This is a genomic window from Ochrobactrum sp. RH2CCR150 (assembly GCA_014138095.1).
In the GTDB taxonomy this organism is placed as follows: Bacteria; Pseudomonadota; Alphaproteobacteria; order Rhizobiales; family Rhizobiaceae; genus Brucella; species Brucella gambitense.
Genome location: JACGXE010000020.1, coordinates 12530 through 35758, shown reverse-complemented (window position 1 = coordinate 35758; position 23229 = coordinate 12530). Strand labels below are relative to the sequence as shown.

Sequence of the window (23229 nt, the reverse complement as noted above, 5' to 3'; positions counted from 1 at the left end):
TAGAAGTCGCCTTTCATCAGTTGGAGCCGCTCGCCGTCCGGGACAGCCGCGGGTTCAGAAGGTCGAGGGCAATATCGGTGAGGAGATTGACGGCCAGGAAGCAGCCGGTAATCAGCATGGTGCCCGCCTGAATCATCGGGTAATCGCGGCCTGCCGCAGCGTTGTAGAGCTGCGTGCCGATGCCGGGCCAGGCAAACACGTTTTCGACGAAAATCACGCCGCTCAGCAGATAGCCGATCTGCAAGCCGGTCATGTTGATGACAGGGCTCAGCAGATTACGTCCGACATGGCGCCGTACAATGGATGCTTGGGGAAAGCCCAGCGCGCGATAGGTGCGGATGTAATCCGAGTTCATGATGTCGATCACGGTGGACCGCACCATGCGGGCGAGGATCAACATTGAAATGATTGCCGCCGACAGAGCGGGCAGCGCCAGATGCCGCAGCAGGTCGGCCAGCCCCTGATCGCCGCGCGCATTATACATGCCCGAGACCGGCAGCCAGCGCAGCTGGACGCCGAAAATCCAGATCAGGATCAGACCAAGCCAGAATACCGGAAGATTATGCGCCACCTGAACCAGCAGCATGACGACGCGATCGCCAAAACTGCCCTGACGCAGACCCGAGAAGAGGCCGATCAGCGTGCCGAACACAAGGCAGATCAGCACAGATGCACCCGTCAGGATCAGTGTATTGGCGAAAGCACGACCCAGCACACTGGCAACCGGCACGCGCAGGGCCAGCGAGTTGCCCCATGTGCCGGAGAGTAGATCCTTGATCCAGACGCCGTACTGGACCAGCAGAGGCTGGTCCAGACCGTATTGGGCGCGGATGGCATTGATCGATTCCTGCGAGACCTGTCCGTGCAGCGCGTTGCTGATCGGGTCGCCCGGCGCAAGCCGGACGGCAACGAAGACCAGCGCCGAAATGACGAAGAAGACCGGGATCGTCTGTAGGACGCGATGCAGGATATAACGTGTCATGCTTCAAGCCAGACCGTGCTGAGATCGTAGAAATTCTGCGCCGGTGCGTTGAAGCCCCGAACATTGGCGGCAGCGGTGAAGTAACGCGTGAAGGTCAGCAGCGGCAGGATCGCCGACTTTTCCTGAAGCGCGCCATTGGCCTGCTTCCAGAGTGCAATCGCCTTGGCTTCATCAGGTTCGCGTGTGGCGGCGGCGATGAGCTTTGCTGCTTCCTCGCCGACTGCGTCCTTGCCGCCATGACCGAGGATATATCCCTGATAGACCAGCTTGAGCCAATATGGGGTGATGAAGCCCCACTCCATCGCAAACAGCGCGACATCATCCGGCAGCTTGCCAAGATTGGCGGTATAGGTCAGCCATTCCTGCGAGACGATGCTGACCTTGATGCCGATCTTGGCCAGATCGCGCTGGATCCACTCGATTGTCGGCTGGTTGGCTTCATCGGTGATGATGGTGAAGGCAATCTCGCCGTCCTTGAAGCCTTCCTCGGCCAGAAGCTTGCGGGCAGCTTCAGGATCATAGGCATGGTCGCGCTGCGCCGGATCATAGGCAGTATTGCCGATATTCAAGATGCTGTAAGACGGCAGCGCATGGCCGCGGAAAAGCGTCTTCGCAATGCCTTCACGGTCGATGGCCTGTATAATTGCCTGCCGGATCTTCGCCGACGCGGCATATTTGTTCGTGAAGTGCCAGCCAAGAAAAAGCTGACCCGCGCCGGTGCTGTCCAGCACCTGATAGCCCGCATCGGTCAGCGTTTCGACGGCATCGGTCGGGGTGCGTGTCAGAATGTCGATTTCGCCGGATTGCAGCGCCGAAAGACGAGTGGAATCGTCAGTGATCGGGCGGAAAATAATGCGCTCGACACGCGCCTTGACGCCCCAATAGTCATCGTTGCGCTGCAGAACCGTCTTTTCATTGCGAATACGTTCGACAAATTTCAGCGGACCCGTGCCGGTCGGATGTTCGGCCAGACCGTCCTGCCCATAGGTGCGCAAGGCCTTCGGGCTGAAAACGCCCGATACGTAATTGCCTTGCGGCAGCATGCGCGGGAATTCGCGGAACGGTTCGCTGAACACATATTCGACCGTATGATCGTCGATGATGTTGAAGGCGGTCAGCGTGCCATAGACATTCTTCATCGTCGCGCCAGCGCGAACGTCGTAGAACTCGAAATCCTTGTCGGTAAAGCGACGGATATTGAAGTGCAGTGCGTCGGCGTTGAAATCCTCGCCGTCATGGAACTTCACGCCACGCCGCAGCTTGAACTTGAAGCGGGTGAAGTCTTCATTGGCTTCGTAGCTTTCCGCGAGCGCGGGCACCAGCGGCGGTGGACCATCCTGCGAGGTGACGCTCAGATCTTCGGCCAGAAGCGATTCATAGATATGCTTGTCGAGGCGATAGGTTTCCCAGGAATATTGCCGGTTGGGATCGTAGAAGGTCGGCTCCTGATACTGTCCAACCACGAGCGTGCCGCCGGAAACAGGCTCGCCCGTCGCGGCTTTCGTCGCGCTTGATGTTGCATTGGATGCGGCTTTGGCAGCCGTCGACAGGGTGATTGCGAGAAGCGAGCTGCCCACAAGAAACGAGCGGCGGGAGATAAGGCTGGATGTCATAAATTAAGGCCTCGAAGGTTGGACGGTCGGTGGGATTCTGTCGTCTTGCCTTCGGTCTTGATGGCCTGGACAGTCTGGCTCAAACCCTAGATTGGGCGGTGCGGACTGATAAGAAAAGTATTTCTATATTTTTTATAGACTATAAAAAGCCAGTTCGTTCCGGCTCATCTTAATTGTCGCGGAACGGCAGAAAAAAGCGGGTCTTCCGCCAGAGACGGAAGGCCCGGACGCTTCGTTGTGCAGGGCTAAGCTTGGGAGGTAATTGTTCTAAAGGTCTTCGGGTGTTTTGCCCTCAGTGGCGGCGCGCGCAAGCAGGTTCGGCACACCCCAGGAGGCCGGGTCCTTGGTCGCATATTCCGCGATGCGCCGCTCTATTTCCGACAAGCCGACACGCCCCGCCCAATGCATCGGCCCACCGCGCCAGCGCGGGAATGCATAGCCGTAGATCATCACCAGATCGATATCGGCGGAACGTGCAGCAATGCCTTCTTCCAGAATGCGGAAGCCTTCCTCGACCATGGCCGCCGTCGCGCGGGCAACGATTTCCTCGTCGCTGAAGGCGCGACGCTCAATACCGGCGCGCTTTGATTCTTCGATGACGATGGCGTCGATCAGCGCCGAAGGCGTTGCCTTGCCGCCCTCGTAATCGTACCAGCCCGCATTGGTCTTGCGACCGAGGCGACCCGTCTCATCCACGATGCGGTCAGCAATGGGAATGTAGCGAAAACCCGCTTTGGTCTTCCAGCCCAGACGCTTGCGGTTGGCATAGGCGATGTCGAGGCCGGAAAGATCCTGCACCTCGTATGGACCCATGGCCATGCCGAAGCCGCGCATGGCGGCATCAATCTGAGCGGGCAACGCCCCTTCGATCAGCATGATATCGCAGATCTGGCGATAACGGGTCAGAATGCGGTTGCCGATGAAACCGTCGCAAACACCGGCCAATACGGGGATTTTCTTCATCCGCCCGGCAAGGCGCAAGGCCGTCGCGAGTGTTTCCGGGCTGGTGTCATCGGCGCGGATCACTTCCAGAAGTTTCATCACATGGGCTGGGCTGAAGAAATGCAGCCCCAGAAAGCGCGCAGGATTGCGCACCACTTCGGCAATGTGATTGACGTCGAGATAGGACGTGTTGGTCGCCAGAATGGTCATTTCCGGCAAGGCGGCATCGAGCGCGGTAAAGACTGCGCGCTTGACGTCGATATCCTCAAAAACCGCCTCAATCGCAATATCGGCTGCTGGCAAGACATCATAACCGACATGGAAACTGAACCGCGCTGACTGATCTGCTTCGGCTTTTTCCGGCGTGGATTTTCCGCGCGCGACTGCCTCGCCGTAGAGCTTGGCGATATTGGCGCGGGCACGCACCGCACCGGCCTCGTCGGTTTCGACCAGCGCCACATTGATGCCAAGACCGGCCAGCGCATAGGCTATGCCTGCCCCCATCGTGCCGCCGCCAACCACCACGGCGGAGGCGATATCCGCGCCACCAGTCTTGCCCTGTCCCATTGCCGCGCGCTCGGCGAAAAAGACATGGCGCAAAGCGGCCGCCTGATCACTAGACTTCAGCTCCAGAAAGACGGCGCGCTCCTGCGCCAGCCCGTCATTCAAAGGCAATGTGCAAGACGCCTCAATCAGATCGATGGCCTTTTGCGGCGCAATCTGGTTCGGGCTGCGTTTTGCCACCTGCTTGCGGGCCGCTTCGATTGCAGCGTTGTTGAGCACAGGGCCACGCAATGCGCCGGTTGCCGGACGCTCCAGCCAGGAATAGCGACGCGCCGCTTCCACCGGATTATCGGCAAGAGCATCAACAAGGCCGATCTTTTCCGCCTCGACGGCGCTCACCACCTTACCCTCGGAAATCAGCGACAGCGCATTTTCCAGCCCGACCAGTCGCGGCAGGCGTTGCGTGCCACCAGCGCCCGGCACGACGCCAAGCGTTACTTCCGGTAGACCGACCGTGGCATTGGGCGCGGCAATGCGCGCTGCGCAAGCCAGCGCCAGTTCCAACCCGCCACCAAGCGCAGTACCGTTGATGGCGGCGACAACCGGCACCGGAAAAGTCTCGATACGGCTGACAATATCCGGCAGGTGCGGCGGTTGCGGCGCCGCAGAAAATTCCTTCGCATCGGCTCCGGCCACAAAAGTCTTGCCCGCCCCGGTCAGGACAACACGTCCAACCCCCGCAGCCTGCGCCCCGTCCAGTGCCGCCATCAACCCTTCGCGCACCGCGCGCGATGTGACATTGACGGGCGGGTTATCGATGGTGATCAACGCAATGCCGTCATCGATGGACAGGTGGACCGGATCGGACATGGATAGGCTCTTTACAAATGAGGGTGAAAGCCGCCTGAAACGGCCATGATCTCGCCCGTAACAAAACGGGCCGGTTCCGAAGCGAAATAAGCGACCGCCTCGGCAATTTCCTCCGGCTCGGCCATGCGCCGGTTATAGGCTCTCGACACCAGCCGCGCGGCGTTTTCGGCAGGCATGGTTTGCGTGACGGATGTGCGTGTCAGCCCCGGTGCAACGGCGTTGACGGTAATCGCGGGCGCAAATTCTTCCGCCAGACTGCGTGTGAGCGATGCGATGGCCGCCTTGCCCGCCGCATAATCCGCCTGCCCGCCCTCACCGCCGAAAACCACCGATGCGAAGTTGACGATCCGCCCAAGCCCGCGCTCCAGCATCCCCGGCGCAAAGGCGCGGATCAGATGGAAACTGCCCATCAGATTGAGGTTCAGCGTGGCGCGAAACCGCGCCTCGTCCATTTCCAGAAAGGGCGTATATAGCTGGGACGAGCGGATGCCGCCAACCGTGTTCACCAGCACATCGATACCGCCAAAATCTTTCAGCGTTTCCGCAGCGAAAGCCTCCGCTTCCGCCGTCACGGTCACGTCGCCGCGCAAGGTTACGATATTCAGTTCCGGAAATTCCTCCGCCAGCAGGGTGGCTGTTTCGCCAAGCCTTGTGCCGGAAATATCGGTCAGTGCCAGTTGCCGCGCACCGTCCGCGACGAGCCGTCGAATGATGGCGCGGCCCATCGGCCCTCCAGCACCTGTTACGACGACACGCGGTCCGGCGATACGGTTGGCACTGTTGATAGTCACTTGCGATTCCTCTCATATTCTTCACGCAACTCGTTGCGCAGCGCGAATTTCTGGATCTTGCCCGATGCCGTCGCAGGCAGACGGTCACGCAGTTCCAGACGCTCCGGGAAATACTGGCGCGCCAGACGCTGCGCACCAAGGAACGAAATCATATCGTCGAAATCAATCGCCTGGCCAGACCGCGCGACGATGAAAGCGCAGGCACGTTCGCCCAGCCGCTCGTCGGGATAAGCGACAATGGCGACCTGCTGCACGGCTGGATGCTTGTAGAGAAGTGCTTCCACCTCAACGACGGGGATGTTTTCCGCGCCGCGAATGATCACATCCTTCGAACGGCCACAGATACGGATATAGCCTTGCGCATCCATGCGCGCGATATCGCCCGTGTCAAACCAGCCCTCGGCATCGGTATTGTTCCATTGCGGGCGCTTCAGATAGCCGACGAAATTCGAGCAGCCGCGCACGAAAAGCTCGCCTTCGTGGCCCGCCGGGGCAGGCTTGCCATCGGACCCGCGCACCTGCAATTCCATGCCGGGCAAGGCCGGGCCGTCAGTATTCACTGAACGGTCATCCGGGTCTTCCGGCGGCACAACGGTCACCGCGCCGTTTTCCGTCATGCCCCAGGCAGAAATCACCTTCGCGCCCAGAATGCGATTGCCACGCTCGACAAGCGGACCCGGAATGGCTGTCCCGGCGCAGAGGAAAATACGCAGAGAAGACGCATCCGTGCCTCCGTCCTCAACCGCCGTGGACAGGTCCATCAGGAAAGGAGTGGAGGCCATGGTGAAGGTCACGCGTTCTTCCGCAATCACCCTTGCGGCCAGCGCCTTGTCCCAGAGATCGAGCAGGACCATGCGCGCTTGCAGCATGAACGGCATCAGGAAGCCGTACATAAAGCCGGTCTGGTGCGCCATTGGCGAGGCCATCAGGACGATATCGTCCGTGCCTAGCCCAAGACGGTCTGCATAGGCGACCAGATTGGAATACATGGTATTGGCGGTATGCATCACGCCTTTTGGCTCGCCGGTCGTGCCGGATGTGTAGATCAGCTGGCAGACATCATTGGCGTCGCCGCGCACCGTCAGGGAATAGTCTCGCAGACCCGGCGCATTATCGAACTCAGGGTCCATCAGCAGCGCATCGAAACTATTGTCGCCTGCTCCGCCTGCCACGATCACACGCTGCAAATCCGGCAGATCGGGGAGCAAACCTTCGGCCATGGCTTCATGGTCGAAATCGCGGAATACCTTCGGTACGACAAAGGCTTTCACCTCGCCATGCTTCAGCATGAAGCGCAGCTCGTGCTCACGGAAGATCGGCATGACCGGATTGAAGACGATGCCGAGACGACGACAGGCAATATAGAGAACGACAAACTCCCATGAATTGGGCAATTGGCAGGCCAGAACATCGTCCTTGCCTAGTCCCAGACGCCGCAGCCCCTCCGCTGCGCGCCAGGACAGATCTTCCATCTGCTTCCAGCTCAGGTCGCGTCGTGCGCCGGAAGATACGGCAATGCTCGTCATCGCCAGCGCATCGGGCTTGGCTTCAAGGCAGTCTTCGAAATAGTCCAGCAGCGTCTTGCCGGGCCAGAAGCCTTCGGCCTCCATTTTCGCGCGGCGTGGCTCGATCAGCACAGCGTCGAATTTCATGGTTTCCTCCTCCCACTCATTGTCGGCGCAATGTCAGCCGCTGACAGCGGCCCTTCCCGCACGTTCGCGTGCGATGATGTTTTTCATGATATGTGCAGTGCCATCGCCGATCTGCAGACCGAGCACATCGCGCAGGCGCTGCTCGAACGGCAGTTCGTTGGAATAGGCGGCATGACCGTGGATCAGCAGGCAGGCATGGATTGCCTCATAAGCCAGAAGCGGCGGCCACCACTTGGCCATGGCAGCCTCGGCCACATGCGGCATACCCTGATCCTTGAGCCACAGCGCATTGAGCGACAGAAGCCGCGCGGCCTCCACCTTGGTATCGAAATCGGCAAGCTGATGCGTGATGCCCTGAAATGCCGCCAGCGGCTTGTCGAAGGCCTTGCGTTCCTTGATATAATCCCACGCCTCATCCAGCGACTGGCGGGCGGTGCCAAGACATTGCAGGCCGATCAGTGAGCGCGAGAAATCGAAGCCCTGCATGACCTGCACGAAGCCTTTGCCCTCTTCGCCGAGCAGATGATCCACCGGCACCCGCACATTGTCGAAGAAGATCGAGCCTCGCCCGATCGCATGCTGACCGACATCGACAAAACGCGTGGTGGAAATGCCGGGCGTATCCATCGGCACGAAAATGGCCGAGATACCCCGCGCCTTGTCTTCCGGCTTGCCGGTGCGGGCAAACACCACCGCGCCCTTGGCCTGATCTGCCGCGGAGATTGATGTCTTTTCACCGTTGATGACGTAGTGGTCGCCGTCGCGCTCCATCTTGAGACCAAGATTGGCCGCATCCGATCCGCCGCGCGGTTCGGTCAGCGCAATGGCGAGCATCAATTCGCCTACGATGAGTTTCGGCAGCCATTCGCGCTTGATCTCGGGATTGGCGAACTTCGCCAATATCTGCCCGTTCAGCGAAGCGAGCACATTGATATAGCCCATGTTGAAATCGCCACGGGCGATTTCCTCGATGATGACGCCTGAATAGAGCGCGCCGGAACCGAGACCGCCGAATTCTTCCGGCAGCTCAGGGGCGATCAGGCCAAGACTGCCCATTTCGCGGACCAGTTCCTGGCCGAAGGCGCCGGATTTTTCCCGGGCCTGATAGCCCGGTGAGAGACGATCCCTTGCAAACTTGCGGGCGAGGTCGCGCAGTGCGTTGATCTCTTCGGTATCAAAAATGGTCGGATACATGGCTACCTCACTGACCGGGACGTCAACGAGGAGGCGCAAAAGCGCTTATGAGGCACTGAAATGCACAGCATTGGTCCCTCCTCCCAGATAGACGTCTGCATATGTTTGTTGTCTGCGCCGGATATGCGGCGCGCCTTGCAACAGGCGCGCCGACCGGTCTTAGCTAGAGCGACTTATTTCGCGAATTTGCGGAAATCGGGCTTGCGCTTTTCGCGGAAGGCGACGCCGCCTTCCTTGCTTTCCTCGGTATCGTAATAGAGCGACAGAGCGCGCATACCGAGAGCACCGATGCCCCGGATGTTTTCGCTGTCGGCGTTGAACGAAAGCTTGGCGAGCGCCAGAGCGGTCGGTGAGCGCTCCATCAGTTCGGCCACCCAGCGATCCACTTCCGCATCCAGCTCGTCATGCGGGACAACCGCATTGGCAAGGCCCCATTCCAGCGCCTGCTGCGCAGTATAGCGCTTGTTGAGATACCAGATTTCACGGGCGCGCTTTTCACCGATGACGCGGGCGAGATAAGCAGTCCCAAACCCCGGATCGACGGAACCGACCTTGGGACCGACCTGTCCGAACTGCGCTTTGTCGGATGCGATGGTCAGATCGCAAACCGTGGCCAGAACATTGCCGCCGCCAATGGCAAAGCCGTTGACGCGGGCGATCACTGGCTTCGGCACATCGCGGATCAGACATTGCAGCTCATCGACCGGCAGGCCGATCACGCCGCGACCGTCATATTGCCCGTCATGGGCCGACTGATCGCCGCCGGTGCAGAATGCCTTGTCGCCAGCGCCGGTCAGCACGATGGCGCCAATGGACTTGTCCCAGCCCGCCTTCTGAAAAGCATGGATCAGCTCGTCAATCGTGTGGCCGCGAAAGGCGTTGTACTTGTCGGGACGATTGATGGTGATCCATGCCGCACCGCCGCGAACCTCATAGAGAATATCGGTATAATCAGTCATGGCTTCCTCCTCCTCATTCAGCCGTGCATCGTCAGGCCGCCGGAGACGCTGATCGTCTGACCCGTGATGAAGGCCGCATCGTCACTCGACAGGAATACAATCGCGCCGGGCAGATCATCCGGGCGACCAAGACGACCAAGCGGCACCGCCTTGGCAAAGGCAGTGCGTAGCTTTTCCTTCTCGCCCGCCGCTTCCATGAAGTTTTCCAGCATGGCGGTCTCGGTCACACCGGGGCAGACGGTGTTGAAGGTGATGTTGTTGCGCGAATGCTCGCGCGCCAGCGTTTTCATGAAAGCGATCACACCGGCCTTGCATGCCGAGTAAACAGACTCGCCCGACGAGCCGCCACGCCCCGCATCGGAGCCGATGGACACGACCCTACCGCCATTGCCCCGCGCCACCATGGAGGCCAACACCGGCTTGGTGATGTTCAAAACAGCGCGCAGATTGATGTCGATGATCTTCGCCCAGTAGTCCGGCTCGGATTTAAGGAAGGGCACGAACAGGTCCCAACCGGCATTGTTGACCAGCACATCGACCGGACCATATTCGGCCTCAAGCTTGGCAACTGCCGCACCCGTCGCGTCGAAATTCGTCAGGTCCACGATCATTGCCGTAGCATCGCCGCCCTTGGCCTTGATCGCATCGACAACCTTGGCGGCAGCATCCGCGCTGATATCTGCAACGACAACACGCGCGCCTTCTTCGGCGAAACGCAGGCAAGTGGCCGAGCCAATCCCACCACCGCCGCCCGTTACGACAACTACTTTACCTTTTAGGCCACGCATGGCGTCCTCCTTCCATATAACAGATCAACAACGAAACGCCTTATAACAAACGTTAAACGCGTGTATATCGCCGTATCCTGCCCCGAACCTCGGATTAAACTCCCATTTAAAATGGTTACAGCGGCTAGAAATTTATGTCAATATATTTACGTTATTTTATATGTGGCACTCTCTTGACCTAAAGTCGAAGGACGTACACTCTGTCGCCGGCAACCGAAGCGGAAAACATGACAAAGACCACAAAAGAGCGCGCAAAATTCACCGACCTGTCGCTAGGCCTCAGCAACCGGCTGTTCTTCCGGATGTATCAATGCGCCAACATGCTGCATAAAACGGGCACGCGCGCGCTCGAAGACTATGGGATCACCACCCAGCAATGGGCCGTGCTGGGTGCACTGACGCGCACGAATTTTGAAAATGGCGTCGCGGTTGGCGATCTCGCCACCTTCCTGCTGGTCAGCCGTCAAAATCTGGCGGGCGTTCTGTCGCGACTGGAAAGCCTCGGCTATATCGAGCGCGCCGTATCGGAAACCGACAATCGCTCTCGCCTCATCCGGTTGACCGAAAAAGGCCTCAGCCTCTGGGACGAAAATATGCGCCCCGTCATCACCGGCTATTACGAGGAAGCGCTGGACGGATTCTCGACCGAGGACAAAATCCACATGCTGCATTACCTCGACAAGATGCTGCACAATTTCAAAGCCATCGACCCCGAAGCGACCTCAACCGAAGACGCTGCCGAATAGAACGAAGACGGCAGATCAATCCGCCGCCTTCTGCATCGGGATTACAGACCAGCCCGTTCTTTCGCGCCTGCAACAAGCGCCTTGGCGATAACGATCTGCTGGATTTGCGTCGTGCCTTCATAAATGCGGAACAGGCGCGCATCGCGGAAAAGCTGCTCTGCGCGATATTCACGAATATAGCCGTTGCCGCCATGCACCTGCACATTGCGGTCGGCGATACGCCCCACAGCCTCCGAGGCAAACATCTTGGCGCAGGAAGCTTCGACGCTGACATTCTGCTTTGCATCGCGCTTGCGCGCCGCATCCAGCACCATGCAGCGCGCCGCATAGGCATCCGCCTTCGAATCCGCAAACATCGCCTGCAAAAGCTGGAAGTCCGACAGAGGTTTGCCAAACTGGCGGCGGCCCACCGCATAATCCAGCATATCGTCGATGATCCGGTCCGACAGGCCAACGCAGGCGGCGGCGATATGCAGACGCCCCTTGTCGAGCACCTTCATGGCCGTTTTGAAGCCTTGCCCCTCGACGCCGCCTATCAAGGCAGAAGCGGGAACCCGACAGTCCTCGAAAATCACATCGCAGACATGCGCGCCCTGCTGACCCATCTTCTTTTCCGGCTTGCCAGTAGAAAGGCCCGGTGTACCGCGCTCGACAGCAAAGGCCGACACACCCGCCGCACCCTTTTGCGTCGGATCGGTTCGCGCCATCACCGTGAACAAACCCGCATGCGGCGCATTGGTGATGAAGCGCTTGGTGCCGTTCAGCACATAGACATCCCCATCCCTGCGCGCCGTCGTCTTGACCGCAGCCGCGTCCGAACCAACATCCGGCTCGGTCAGCGCGAAGGAACCGGTCAGCTCGCCCGACGCCAGAAGCGGCAGGTATTTTGCCTTCTGCTCGTCGGTACCATCAATGGCGATGCCCTGCATTCCGATGCCAACATTGGTGGCGAAGATCGAGCGAAACGCAGGCGCGGCACGCCCCAGCTCGAACATGATCAGAACCTCTTCCTCCATGGTGAGCCCCAGGCCGCCGAACTCCTCCGGCGCAGTCAGGCCAAACAGACCCATCTCCCGCATCTCGCCTAGAACATCCACCGGGATGGCGTCGGTTTCGGCCACTTCAGCCTCCGCCGGGATCAGCCTGTCATCAACGAAACGGCGCAGCGTATCCAGAAATTGCGCCAGCGTATCGGAATCCATAGCCATGATATCCTCCCATGTATGGCAATATATTGTCATTTATACCCATATGTTATTTGAGGCAACAGGCTTTTATCGCCATATTATGGACGACATCGCGAAAGAAGCTTGATAAATTGAGTAAATATATTTACCTTCTTCGATGGGAGGATCAATCATGAAAGCCATCGTTTTGAAAGAGCGCGGCGCAGCTGGCGTCGCCTATATGGATATGCCAAACCCGACCTGTCCGCCGGGCTTTGCGCGCGTGCGCATGCTCGCCGCGTCGATCAATCGCGTCGATCTTTATATGCGAGACAATGGCGCGGGCATTACCCATGACCTCCCACTGATCATGGGCGTCGATGGTGTGGGCGAAGTGCTTGAAGCCCCGCAGGACAGCAGCTTTACCGCAGGCGACCGCGTCATACTCTATCCTTACGAATTTTGTGGCACCTGTCGTCCCTGCCTTGCAGGAGACCAGCCGCTTTGCCATTCGGCGCGCATTCTCGGCGAACATCGCCATGGAACTTTTGCTGAAGAAGTGGTCCTTCCGGCGCGATCTCTGGTCAGGATTGGCAACGAGGCGGACATCGATCAGGCCGCCGTCCTCGGCGTCGCCTATCTGACGGCCTGGCGCATGGTGTTCGGCAAAGCACCAACCGGTCCCGGCAGCGTGGTGTTGATCCAGGGTGCAGGTGGCGGCGTTGCCTATGCGGCCATGCAGCTTGCCCGCATGGCTGGCGCGCGCGTCATCGTCACCACATCCGGCGATGACAAGCTCGCCCATTTTCGCAATCTCGGCGTCGAGACCATCGACTATCGTAACGAGGATGTACCGAAGACTGCTCTGCGCCTGACCGGCGGCGAAGGGGCCGATCTCGTGATCGACAATGTCGGCGAGCGGACATGGGGCGCAAGCCTGCGCAGTGCTGCGCGCGGTGGCCACCTCGTCACCTGTGGCGCGACGACAGGCGCTCATCCTTCCGCCGATCTACAGCGTCTGTTTGTGCGCCAGATCTCTATTCACGGCTCAACCATGGGCAGCATGGAAGAGTTCGGTCGCCTGATCCGCGCCTGGGAGACGGGCGGTTTTAAGCCGCTGATCCATAGCACCGTCACGCTGGAAAATGTGCCCGCCGCCTTTGCGCAACTCGAAGACCCGGCCCGCATGGGCAAAATTCTGGTCCGCATCGCCTGAGATTGCCAAGAGGTTCTCATGACCTATGAAAATATCCTTGTCACAGTCGAAGGACAGGTCGGCATTATCACGTTGAACCGCCCCGAAGCGTTGAATGCGCTGAACCGGCAGTTGACTGTCGAGCTTTCAAAAGCCGCAGCCGCCTTCGATGCCGATCCGGCCATTGGCGCCATCGTCATCACCGGTTCGGACCGGGCTTTTGCCGCCGGAGCAGACATCAAGGAAATCAAGGACAAGACTTTCGCCGAAGTCTATGAGGAACAGCTCATCACCTCGACATGGGAGGGACTGGCGCGGGTACGAAAGCCGACGATTGCCGCCGTTTCCGGCCACGCCATCGGCGGCGGCTGCGAGATCGCCATGATGTGCGACATGATTATCGCCTCCGAAACAGCGCGCTTTGCCCTGCCGGAAACCTCCATCGGCATCATTCCCGGCGCGGGCGGCACACAGCGCCTGACCCGGATCGTCGGCAAAGCCGTGGCCATGGACATGATTCTGAGTGGCCGCGCACTTTCGGCAGCGGAAGCCCAAAGCATGGGATTGGTGAGCCGCGTCGTTCCGGCGGGGTCGCAGGTGCTGGAGGCGGTGAAGCTCGCTGCCAAGGTTGCCGCTTATTCCCGACCCGTCGTGCAGCTCGCCAAGGAAGCAGTTAACAAGGCCTACGAGACCCATCTGCAGGAAGGTATTTATGTTGAGCGCCGCCTGCTCTATTCAACCTTCGCACTTGACGACCGTCGCGAGGGCCTGAACGCATTCGCCGAAAGGCGCCCGCCACAGTTCCGCAACCGCTGATATCGAAAGCGCGTATCGCGAAGTCAGGTGGTCTGTCTTGATGCTTCCATCAAGACAGACCACCTGAATTTTTTTAATAAAACCATATTGATAAAACGTACTTCTGCTTTAGCTCTTGCTTTAGAGGCGCCTTATTTATTGTCCTCTCTGCAGCCAATAGGGATTTGGTTGAAGCGTGTTTTCGTTAGGTCTCGCGGGGATAAAATGGGAAATAACCACTATTGAAAATGAGCCGGGGACGCACTTCGCGGCTCGTCGGCTATCTAAAAAATAGTTTGATCCAGAAGCATGAGTGTATGTGGCTAGAATGCCGCACCGCTCATTGGATTCTTGCAGTCTTCGATAAATATATTTTGAGTCAGCACCCTGTGATATAAATATTTCATGGAATTGTTTAGCTGATTAACAGTTTATCATATTGATTTTCTAATTATAGAAATATTCTAAATAAAAGATTTTAACACCTTTTCTTGACTTTATTTAATTCGTACTAATTTCCATTGCGAAATCAAGCTTCATAACAGTTGATAAATAATAATTATACGCTTGATCGAGATCAATGACGCGAGACCAGCTCTCATATCATTGTCTGCGAAAATTCGTTTCATGCTCATAATCGCGCAGGATTGGAGAGTTGCATGGCCGATACGCACAGCGGACAGGTTGCGGTGGAAAAAGAACCGCACAAACTGACATTATTTCCTTTGATTGCGCTCGTCCTGGGGTCGATGATTGGCGGGGGCGTTTTTAATCTGCCATCGGACATGTCCCGCGCAGCGTCGCCCGGCGCGGTGATCATCGGCTGGACAATCACCGGCATCGGCATGTTGATGCTGGCGAAGGTCTATCAGTCGCTGGCCAACCGGCGTCCTGATCTCGATGCTGGTCCTTACGCCTATGCCAAAGCCGGTTTCGGATCGTTTATCGGCTTCAACAGCGCCTGGGGATACTGGCTCAGCGCCTTTCTCGGCAATGTTGCCTATGCGGTGGCAATCTTTTCGGCTTTGTCATTCTTCTTCCCGGTTTTCGGCGACGGGTCCAACCTGCCATCTATCATTGGCGCTTCCATCTGCCTTTGGCTGATCCACACGCTCGTCCTTTACGGCATCAAACAGGCGTCGTTCGTCAATATCGTCACCACGATTGCGAAACTTGTGCCGCTGATGCTGTTCATCCTGATCGCCATCATTGCCTTCCACTGGGACAAGTTCACCTTCAATTTCTGGGGTCGCGGTGAAGAAGCGACCCTTGGCAGCATCACGCACCAGATCAAAAGCACCATGCTGGTGACGCTTTGGGTGTTCATCGGCATCGAAGGCGCCAGCGTTTATTCGGCCCGCGCGGCCAACCGCAAGGATGTGGGGCGCGCAACCGTCATCGGCTTTCTCGGCGCGCTCGGCATCTATGTGCTGGTCTCGCTGCTGTCGACCGGGCTGATGAGCCAGCCGGAACTTGCCGGGCTGAAAGTGCCATCCATGGCCGGTGTGTTCGAGCCGCTTGTCGGGCATTGGGGCGCACTGCTTATCAATGTCGGCCTTCTGATTTCGGTTGGCGGCGCATTTTTGTCATGGACTCTGCTTTGCGCGGAAATCCCATTTTCCTGCGGTCGCGACGGTACATTTCCGAAATGGTTTGCTGTGGAGAACAAGAACGGCTCGCCCGCCCACGCCTTGTGGGCAACGAACCTTGCGATCCAGTTCTTCCTGCTGCTCACCTATTTTTCAGAAAGCGCCTACCAGTTCTTCTACTTCATCGCATCAGTCGCCATCTTGCCGCCCTATGTGTTCTCAGGCGCTTTCGCCCTGAAACTTGCACTCAGCGGCGAAACATACGGCGCCAACAGCAAGGCGCGACGACGCGACCTGTGGGTAAGCCTGATCGCGACGCTTTACGGCGTCTGGCTCGTCTATGCGGCGGGACTGAGTTTCCTGCTGATGTGCACGGTGCTTTTTGCACCCGGCATTCTGGTTTACGCCAAAGCCCGCAAGGAACATGGCGAGCCGATCTTCGAAGGACACGAGATAGGGATTGCCGCAGGCATCACCCTGCTGGCCCTGGTCGCAATCTATCTGATGTGGACGGGGGTCATCACACCGTTCTGACACGTTCATCCGTGGAAATGATCCTTTGCCGGCTTTCAAGATGACGTAATCGGACCGGCCAAGGCCTTCCCGCCCAGTTCACTGGTTCCAAACAGGAGTATCGAGATGAGACAATTTGGAGTGCATTCGGAAGTCGGCAAGCTGCGCACGGTGATGGTTTGCAGCCCTTCGCTGGCGCATCAACGACTGACCCCAGCCAATTGCCATGACCTTCTGTTCGATGATGTGATCTGGGTCCACGAAGCACAGAAGGACCATTTCGACTTCGTGCTCAAAATGCGCGAACGCGGCGTGGAAGTTCTGGAAATGCAGGACCTGCTCGCTGAAACGCTGAACGACAAGGAAGCGCGGCAATTCGTACTCGACCGGCGCATTCTCCCCAATCAGGTGGGACGCAATGTTGCCAATTCCATGCGCCCATGGCTGGACGAACTGCCGTCGAAAAACCTTGCGGAGTTTCTCATCGGCGGCGTGGCCGTCTCCGACCTGCCCGACATATGGGGCAAGGAACTGATGCTCGACGTGCTAGGCGGTACGGAATTTATCATCCCGCCAATCCCCAACACGCTATTCCAGCGCGACTCGTCCTGCTGGATTTATGGCGGCGTGACCGTGAACCCGATGTTCTGGCCAGCACGTCAGCCGGAAACGCTGATCCAGCGCGCTATCTATAAATATCATCCGGAATTCAAGGACGGCGATTTCAAGATCTGGTGCGGCGACTTCGACGCAGACCACGGCAATGCCACGATGGAAGGCGGCGACGTCATGCCGATCGGCAATGGCACCGTGCTGATCGGCATGGGCGAACGCACGACCTATCAGGCCGTCGGCCAGGTAGCCGAAGCACTGTTCACCGCAAACGCCGCGACCCGCGTTATCGCCTGCGTAATGCCGAAGAGCCGTGCGGCCATGCATCTCGATACGGTGTTCAGCTTCTGCGACCGCGACCTCGTGACCATTTTCGGCGAAGTGGTGGACCAGATCCGTTGCTTCAGCATCTATCCCGGCGACGATGGCAAACTCGTCGTCCGTCCAGAAACCAAGCATCTTCTGGAGGTGGTCGCGGAAGCGCTTGAGCTGAAGAAACTGCGCTCGGTAGCAACAGGCGGCAACGCTTATGAGGCCGAGCGTGAACAGTGGGACGATGGCAACAACGTCGTGGCGCTGGAACCTGGCGTGGTCGTCTCCTACGACCGCAACACCTACACCAACACGCTGCTGCGCAAGGCTGGCGTTGAAGTCATCACTATTCGCGGCTCGGAGCTTGGCCGTGGTCGAGGCGGCGGGCATTGCATGACCTGCCCCATCTGGCGCGATCCGGTCTGATCACCGGACACTCATCGCAACGTTATAAAATTTTGGAGACGTATCATGAGCTTTAATCTGCGCAATCGTTCGCTTCTCACGGTGCAGGATTACACGCCGCGCGAGTTTCGCTTCCTGCTGGATCTGGCACGCGATCTGAAGCGCGCCAAATATGCCCGCACCGAACAAAAGCACCTGTCGGGCAAGGAAATCTGCCTCATTTTCGAAAAGACCTCCACACGTACCCGCTGCGCTTTCGAGGTCGCCTGCTCCGATCAGGGCGCCAATGTCACCTATCTCGACCCGGCCGGATCACAGATCGGCCACAAGGAATCCTTCAAGGATACCGCGCGTGTTCTGGGCCGCATGTATGACGCCATCGAATATCGCGGCTCATCCCAGACCGGCGTGGAAACACTGGCCAAATATGCCGGCGTTCCGGTCTATAACGGCCTGACCGACGAATATCACCCAACCCAGATGCTGGCCGATGTGCTGACGATGTGGGAACACAGCGACAAGCCGATCCCCCAGATCAAATATGCCTATGTCGGCGACACGCGCTCCAATATGGGCCATTCGCTGATGATCGTCGGTTGCCTGATGGGCATGGATGTCCGTATCTGCGGACCGAAGGAACTGTGGCCTTCTGAAGAATATCGGAAGATCGCCGAGGAACTCGCCGAGGCATCGGGCGCGAAGCTGACCATCACGGATGACATCAAGGCTGCGGTCAAGGACGTGGACTTCATCCATACCGATGTGTGGGTGTCAATGGGCGAGCCGAAGGAAGTCTGGGCAGAACGCATCAAGCTTCTGAAGCCCTACCAGGTCAATACAGCGTTGATGAAGGCTGCGGGTAATCCGCAGGTGAAATTCATGCACTGCCTGCCTGCATTCCACGACACGGAGACCGTGGTGGGTAAGCAGATCGCCGACCAGTTCGGCATTTCAGATGGCCTCGAAGTGACGGACGAAGTGTTCGAATCCCACGCCAATATCGCATTCGAACAGGCGGAAAACCGCCTGCACACCATCAAGGCCCTGCTTGTGGCAACGATTGGAGATTGAGGATGCGCATCGTCATCGCATTGGGCGGCAACGCCCTTTTGCGGCGCGGCGAGCCGATGACAGCCGAGGTGCAACGCAGGAATATCCGCACCGCTGTCGAGGCCATCGCGCCGGTCACCAAGGACCATCAGGTCATCATCACCCATGGCAACGGTCCGCAAGTCGGGCTGCTTGCCTTGCAAGGCGCAGCCTACAAGCCCGATGAGGCCTATCCGCTGGACGTGCTTGGCGCCCAGACGGAAGGCATGATCGGCTACATGCTGGAACAGGAACTTGGCAATGTTCTGCCGTTTGATATTCCGATTGCCACCGTCCTCACCATGGTTGAGGTGGATGGTGACGATCCCGGCTTCCAGAACCCGACCAAGTTCGTCGGCCCGGTCTATTCGAAAGAAGATGCCGACCGCATCCGTGGCGAAAAAGGCTGGACCTTCAAGCAGGACGGCGACAAGTGGCGGCGGGTTGTGCCATCGCCGCTGCCGAAGCGGATCTTCGAGATACGCCCGCTGAAATGGCTGCTTGAAAAGGACACCATTCTCATCTGCGCGGGCGGCGGTGGCATTCCCACCATGTATGAGAAGGGCAAGGAGCGGTCGCTCAGTGGCGTGGAGGCTGTCATCGACAAGGATCTGGCCAGCGAACTTCTCGCCCGGGAACTCAATGCCGACCTCTTCATCATGGCGACCGACGCCGAGGCGGTTTTCACCGACTGGGGCAAGCCGACGCAAAAGGGCATTCACGAAGCGACACCGGAAGCACTCTCTCAATATGAGTTTCCCGCAGGCTCGATGGGGCCAAAGGTGGATGCCGCCTGCAACTTCGCCAGAGCGACGGGAAACTCCGCCGCCATTGGCGCGCTGGCTGACATTCCCGCTATTGTCGATGGCAAGAAGGGTACGATCGTCAACACGGGCTTTTCAAAACTAACATGGCATTGAATTAAGTATTGAAACTCCGATCTTTGATGAAAGATCGGAGTTTTCTTTATTTACACTTGAGCCTACACTCAATTCGCTATCGGGGAGACCATGAAGTGAGCGAAAGCGAACAGGGTTCAACAATTGGCGTCCGTCCTCCATCCATGCTGGATGCTCTGGTGCCATGTATCGCGCTCATCGTCTTCCTTGCCCTCTCCTATTATCTGTTCGGTGACGAGGCTTCGTCCGGCCCAAACCAGATCGCCCTTGCCATCTGCGGTATGATCGCAGCAGGCGTCGCCTACAAGAACGGGTCGCGATGGTCGGCTGTCCGCGCATCCGTCGTCGACGGGATTTCAGCCGGCTTACCGGCCATTCTCATCCTGATGGCGGTCGGCGCTTTGATCGGAACATGGGCGCTCAGCGGCACAATCATTTCCATGGTCTATTACGGGTTGAAACTTCTCAATCCCGATTATTTCTATGCAACGACAGCCGTCGTTTGCGCCGCTGTTGCATTCAGCATCGGCAGTTCCTGGACTGTCGCGGGCACCATCGGCATCGGTCTGATGGGTGTTGCGGCCCATATGGAGCTATCACCGGCCATCACGGCGGGAGCGGTCATTTCCGGCGCTTATTTCGGCGACAAGGCATCGCCGCTCTCCGATACGGTCAATCTGGCGGCGGCATCCGCCGGTTCGGAAATATTCGACCACATCAGGGAATCGCTCTGGGTATCGATCCCGTCCTTGCTTCTGGCGATTGTGCTGTTTGGCTTTTTGGGTGAGCAGAACGATTTTGACGCCAGTTCTCTGCTCACAAAGATCGACAGCCAGATTCAGGTTTCTCTCTGGGCTTTCCTGCCCCTGCTGCTGGTCTTCGTGCTGTCGGTCGCGCGAGTTTCTCCCGTCGTGGCGATCTTCAGCGGCGCTCTGGCCGGAGCGGTGCAAGGCGTCATCATGGACCCGCAGCGCGTGATCGCTTTTGCCAATGACGCCACGCTGCCCAGCGCGCTCGCGCTGTTGAAAGGCGCATGGCTGGCGCTTGCCACCGGCTATACGAGTTCCGTGGGTGACCACGATATTGACATCATCCTCAGCCGAGGCGGCATGGCCAGCATGATGACGACCATCTGGCTTGTCATTACCGCACTCGCCTTCGGCGCGGTGATCGAACATGCAGGCATTCTCAATCGCCTGATCGGCCCGATGATCCGCCGTACCAAATCCGATGCAGGTCTGGTCACCACCGTTGCCGGGACCGCCGTGCTGACAAATGTGGTCACGTCCGATCAGTATATTTCGATTGCCCTGCCCGGACGCATGTTCAAACAGGCCTTTGCCAATCGCGGGCTGGCGCCTGCCCTCCTGTCCCGCGTGCTCGGCGACAGCGCAACCGTGACCTCGCCGTTGATACCATGGAACAGCTGCGGTGCTTATATGGCCGCAGCGCTTGGGGTCAGCACCACCGCCTATGCGGCCTTTTGTTTCTTCAACATCATCAACCTACTGCTATCTATCGGCTTCACGCTGCTCGGTTGGCGCGTACTTCGAGTCACCCCCAAGATAGGCGCGTCTAGCTGACGATCCCTTTCCTGCGATAGAGCAGCCAAAGGAACCAGATACCGCCCAACAGAGACGCTATGAGACCCGGCGACATCGGCCATGGGTAGGCGATATTGCGTCCCAGCCAGTCGGCGAAGATCAACATCAGCGCGCCGACCAGCGCCGCTGCGATCAAGCGAACCCCAATGGTGCGGAAGCCAAGCAGCGACACGAAATGCGGAACCATCAGCCCGATGAAACTGATGGGACCGACGGTCAGTGTCGCGGCTGTCGTCGCCACACCGGCTATCAGCAGCAAAATCCCACGGCTTTGCGGCACCTTCAATCCGATGGCGCGGGTGGTGGTATCGCCAAGCGGGAATATCTCAACCGGGCGTTTCAAAAGCATCGCCGCGAGGAAAACGGCCAGCGCACAGACACAAACCAGAATGGCGTCGCTGCTCCCGACATTGCCCATGGATCCTGAATACCAGTTCAAAAGCCCGGCCACGCGCGGGTTACCGCTGGCGAGAAGCAGGATCATCAAGGCGTGGAAAGCACTGCCAAGACCGACCCCCACCAGCAGAACCCGCTCCGGCTGAAACGCCATGCGCTTGCCGATTAGCGCAATTGCCGCCAGAACGGCAAATGCTCCTATGGAGGCGACCGCCAGTTTGGACATGCCACCGGCATTGGACAGAAACAGAACCGCGACAGCCAAACCGACACCTGCACCATAGCCGATACCCAACAGATCGGGGCTCGCCATCGGGTTTCTCAATGTGCCCTGCAGGATCACCCCGGCAACAGCCAGACACACGCCAGCACCGGCCGCCGCAAAAATGCGTGGTACGCGCCAGAAGCTTGCCGCCATGTCCGACACATCGGGCAGGCTGAAAGCCCAGCCTTGCGCGTTCTTCGTCACCAGAAATGACAAAGCTGCACTCACAATACACAGACCGCAAAGCACGAGCAGCGCTCTTCCCGGATGCTTGAGAGCGTTGGTTTCCGATGCCGGTTCTCCCATTTGCGGCGCGCTGCCAAGCCGCACGCGGGTTGCGAGGATCACCAAAAAAGGCCCGGTGAAGAGGCCCGCAGCAGCGCCCGCCGGAATATTGCCGACAAAGGGCGTAATTGCCCGCAAAAGCTGATCAATGCCCACGAGCAGCAGCGCCCCCAGAATGGCCGACCATGCCAGACGCCGCCCGTCATAGCTCGGTGCAAAAGCGCGCGCCAGATTGGGTGCGGCAAGCCCCACCATCCCGATCAGTCCGAGGCTGCTGGTGACGATTGCAGCCATCGCCGCAGCGGCAGCCAACAGGGTCAGCCGCATGAAGGCCGGAGATACGCCGAGCCCCTTGGCCTGACCATCGCCCAGCGACAGGAGGTTGAGCGGTCGCTGCAACAACAGGATCAGTCCAGCCAATGGCAGCAAACGCGGCAGAAGATAGAGGAAGACCTCCCATCCGCCCTGTTGCAGGGAACCCGCCTGCCAGGTCAGAAGATTGATCAGATAATCATGGTTGAACAGGACAAGCAGGCTGAAAACAGCGTTGCAGTAAAGCCCCACCATCAGCCCCGCCAGCACGACGGTCGTGGATGAGAACCGCCCTGCCGAAGCAACCAGCAGGGAAATACCGAGCGCCACGGCGGCTCCGCCAAGCGCGATGGGTTCGCTGCCGAAGGTCCACAGGCCGGGTGCAAAAACCAGCGCCAAAGCGAGGGCGATCTGTGCACCGGATGCAACGCCGAGCAGGCCCGGCTCTGCCAGCGGATTGCGCAGCACAGTCTGGAAAACGGCACCGCCCAACCCCAGAACTCCACCTACCAGAAGCCCTACGGCAAGGCGCGGCAGAAAACTGTAGAAACCGATCACATGGCGCGGATCGTCAAGATCGGGCGCGATGAAAATGCGCAACCATTCCGCAGGCTTTGCAATGCTGAGAAAGCCCTGAACGACAAGCAGCAGAACCAGAACCAAGGCAATAATCAGCACTGGCCAGCGAAGCGGAAAACGCCGTTGCGCGTGTTCGTGGCCGGATGAAACGGAGCCGATACTCATCGCCAAA

Annotated in this window: 18 protein-coding genes; 8 read left to right on the top strand and 10 right to left on the bottom strand. The window is 58.6% G+C overall.

Annotation, left to right across the window (positions count from 1 at the left end):
• Positions 1 to 16: 16 nt before the first annotated feature.
• The 8 genes from FHW03_RS23750 to FHW03_RS23715 all read right to left on the bottom strand — a co-directional run bounded on the left by FHW03_RS23750 (position 17) and on the right by FHW03_RS23715 (position 10295).
• Positions 17 to 982: an ABC transporter permease gene (locus tag FHW03_RS23750; RefSeq protein WP_182522907.1), complete on the bottom strand. Its 966-nt coding sequence runs from the start codon at positions 980 to 982 to the stop codon at positions 17 to 19.
• The gene (locus FHW03_RS23745) at positions 979 to 2595 is read right to left on the bottom strand and encodes an ABC transporter substrate-binding protein (RefSeq protein ID WP_182522906.1); all 1617 of its coding nucleotides are present in this window, start codon (positions 2593 to 2595) and stop codon (positions 979 to 981) included. The genes FHW03_RS23750 and FHW03_RS23745 overlap by 4 nt, the downstream gene beginning before the upstream one ends.
• Before the next feature lie 267 nt (positions 2596 to 2862).
• The gene (locus FHW03_RS23740; protein WP_182522905.1) at positions 2863 to 4911 is read right to left on the bottom strand and encodes a 3-hydroxyacyl-CoA dehydrogenase NAD-binding domain-containing protein; all 2049 of its coding nucleotides are present in this window, start codon (positions 4909 to 4911) and stop codon (positions 2863 to 2865) included.
• A gap of 11 nt (positions 4912 to 4922) precedes the next feature.
• Positions 4923 to 5702, bottom strand: a complete 780-nt coding sequence (locus FHW03_RS23735) for an SDR family oxidoreductase (protein WP_182522904.1) — start codon at positions 5700 to 5702, stop codon at positions 4923 to 4925.
• Positions 5699 to 7354: a cyclohexanecarboxylate-CoA ligase gene (gene aliA / locus FHW03_RS23730; protein WP_182522903.1), complete on the bottom strand. Its 1656-nt coding sequence runs from the start codon at positions 7352 to 7354 to the stop codon at positions 5699 to 5701. Before aliA ends, FHW03_RS23735 begins: the two co-directional genes overlap by 4 nt.
• Positions 7355 to 7387: 33 nt before the next feature.
• Positions 7388 to 8548 carry a cyclohexanecarboxyl-CoA dehydrogenase gene (gene aliB / locus FHW03_RS23725; RefSeq protein WP_182522902.1) on the bottom strand — a complete coding sequence of 387 codons (1161 nt, stop codon included), beginning with the start codon at positions 8546 to 8548 and terminating at the stop codon, positions 7388 to 7390.
• Positions 8549 to 8721: 173 nt separating this feature from the next.
• On the bottom strand, positions 8722 to 9507 hold the full coding sequence (gene badI, locus FHW03_RS23720) for a 2-ketocyclohexanecarboxyl-CoA hydrolase (RefSeq protein ID WP_182522901.1): 786 nt from the start codon (positions 9505 to 9507) through the stop codon (positions 8722 to 8724).
• A 17-nt stretch (positions 9508 to 9524) separates the two neighbouring features.
• Positions 9525 to 10295 (bottom strand): glucose 1-dehydrogenase, encoded by a 771-nt coding sequence (locus FHW03_RS23715; protein WP_182522900.1) that lies wholly within the window; start codon positions 10293 to 10295, stop codon positions 9525 to 9527.
• A 227-nt stretch (positions 10296 to 10522) separates the two neighbouring features.
• Here FHW03_RS23715 and FHW03_RS23710 point away from each other — a divergent pair, with 227 nt between their 5' ends.
• On the top strand, positions 10523 to 11041 hold the full coding sequence (locus FHW03_RS23710; RefSeq protein ID WP_182522899.1) for a MarR family transcriptional regulator: 519 nt from the start codon (positions 10523 to 10525) through the stop codon (positions 11039 to 11041).
• A gap of 41 nt (positions 11042 to 11082) precedes the next feature.
• Here FHW03_RS23710 and FHW03_RS23705 read toward each other — a convergent pair whose 3' ends face one another.
• The gene (locus FHW03_RS23705; RefSeq protein WP_182522898.1) at positions 11083 to 12249 is read right to left on the bottom strand and encodes an acyl-CoA dehydrogenase family protein; all 1167 of its coding nucleotides are present in this window, start codon (positions 12247 to 12249) and stop codon (positions 11083 to 11085) included.
• 151 nt (positions 12250 to 12400) lie between these two features.
• Here FHW03_RS23705 and FHW03_RS23700 point away from each other — a divergent pair, with 151 nt between their 5' ends.
• From FHW03_RS23700 to FHW03_RS23670, 7 genes are all read left to right on the top strand, one after another.
• The gene (locus FHW03_RS23700; RefSeq protein WP_182522897.1) at positions 12401 to 13423 is read left to right on the top strand and encodes a zinc-binding dehydrogenase; all 1023 of its coding nucleotides are present in this window, start codon (positions 12401 to 12403) and stop codon (positions 13421 to 13423) included.
• Between the two features lie 18 nt (positions 13424 to 13441).
• Positions 13442 to 14218 carry an enoyl-CoA hydratase-related protein gene (locus FHW03_RS23695; RefSeq protein ID WP_182522896.1) on the top strand — a complete coding sequence of 259 codons (777 nt, stop codon included), beginning with the start codon at positions 13442 to 13444 and terminating at the stop codon, positions 14216 to 14218.
• Between the two features lie 638 nt (positions 14219 to 14856).
• Positions 14857 to 16320: an arginine-ornithine antiporter gene (gene arcD, locus FHW03_RS23690; protein WP_182522895.1), complete on the top strand. Its 1464-nt coding sequence runs from the start codon at positions 14857 to 14859 to the stop codon at positions 16318 to 16320.
• Between the two features lie 105 nt (positions 16321 to 16425).
• Positions 16426 to 17649 (top strand): arginine deiminase, encoded by a 1224-nt coding sequence (gene arcA / locus FHW03_RS23685; RefSeq protein WP_182522894.1) that lies wholly within the window; start codon positions 16426 to 16428, stop codon positions 17647 to 17649.
• Positions 17650 to 17694: 45 nt separating this feature from the next.
• On the top strand, positions 17695 to 18699 hold the full coding sequence (locus FHW03_RS23680; RefSeq protein ID WP_182522893.1) for an ornithine carbamoyltransferase: 1005 nt from the start codon (positions 17695 to 17697) through the stop codon (positions 18697 to 18699).
• A gap of 2 nt (positions 18700 to 18701) precedes the next feature.
• Positions 18702 to 19637: a carbamate kinase gene (arcC, locus tag FHW03_RS23675; RefSeq protein WP_182522892.1), complete on the top strand. Its 936-nt coding sequence runs from the start codon at positions 18702 to 18704 to the stop codon at positions 19635 to 19637.
• Between the two features lie 95 nt (positions 19638 to 19732).
• A complete protein-coding gene (locus FHW03_RS23670) occupies positions 19733 to 21199 on the top strand; it encodes a Na+/H+ antiporter NhaC family protein (RefSeq protein WP_210277407.1) in 1467 nt (488 codons plus the stop codon).
• Here the strand turns inward: FHW03_RS23670 and fhuB are convergent.
• Positions 21192 to 23222, bottom strand: a complete 2031-nt coding sequence (fhuB, locus tag FHW03_RS23665; RefSeq protein ID WP_182522890.1) for a Fe(3+)-hydroxamate ABC transporter permease FhuB — start codon at positions 23220 to 23222, stop codon at positions 21192 to 21194. The two genes, FHW03_RS23670 and fhuB, sit on opposite strands and share 8 nt — an antisense overlap.
• Positions 23223 to 23229 lie beyond the last annotated feature (7 nt).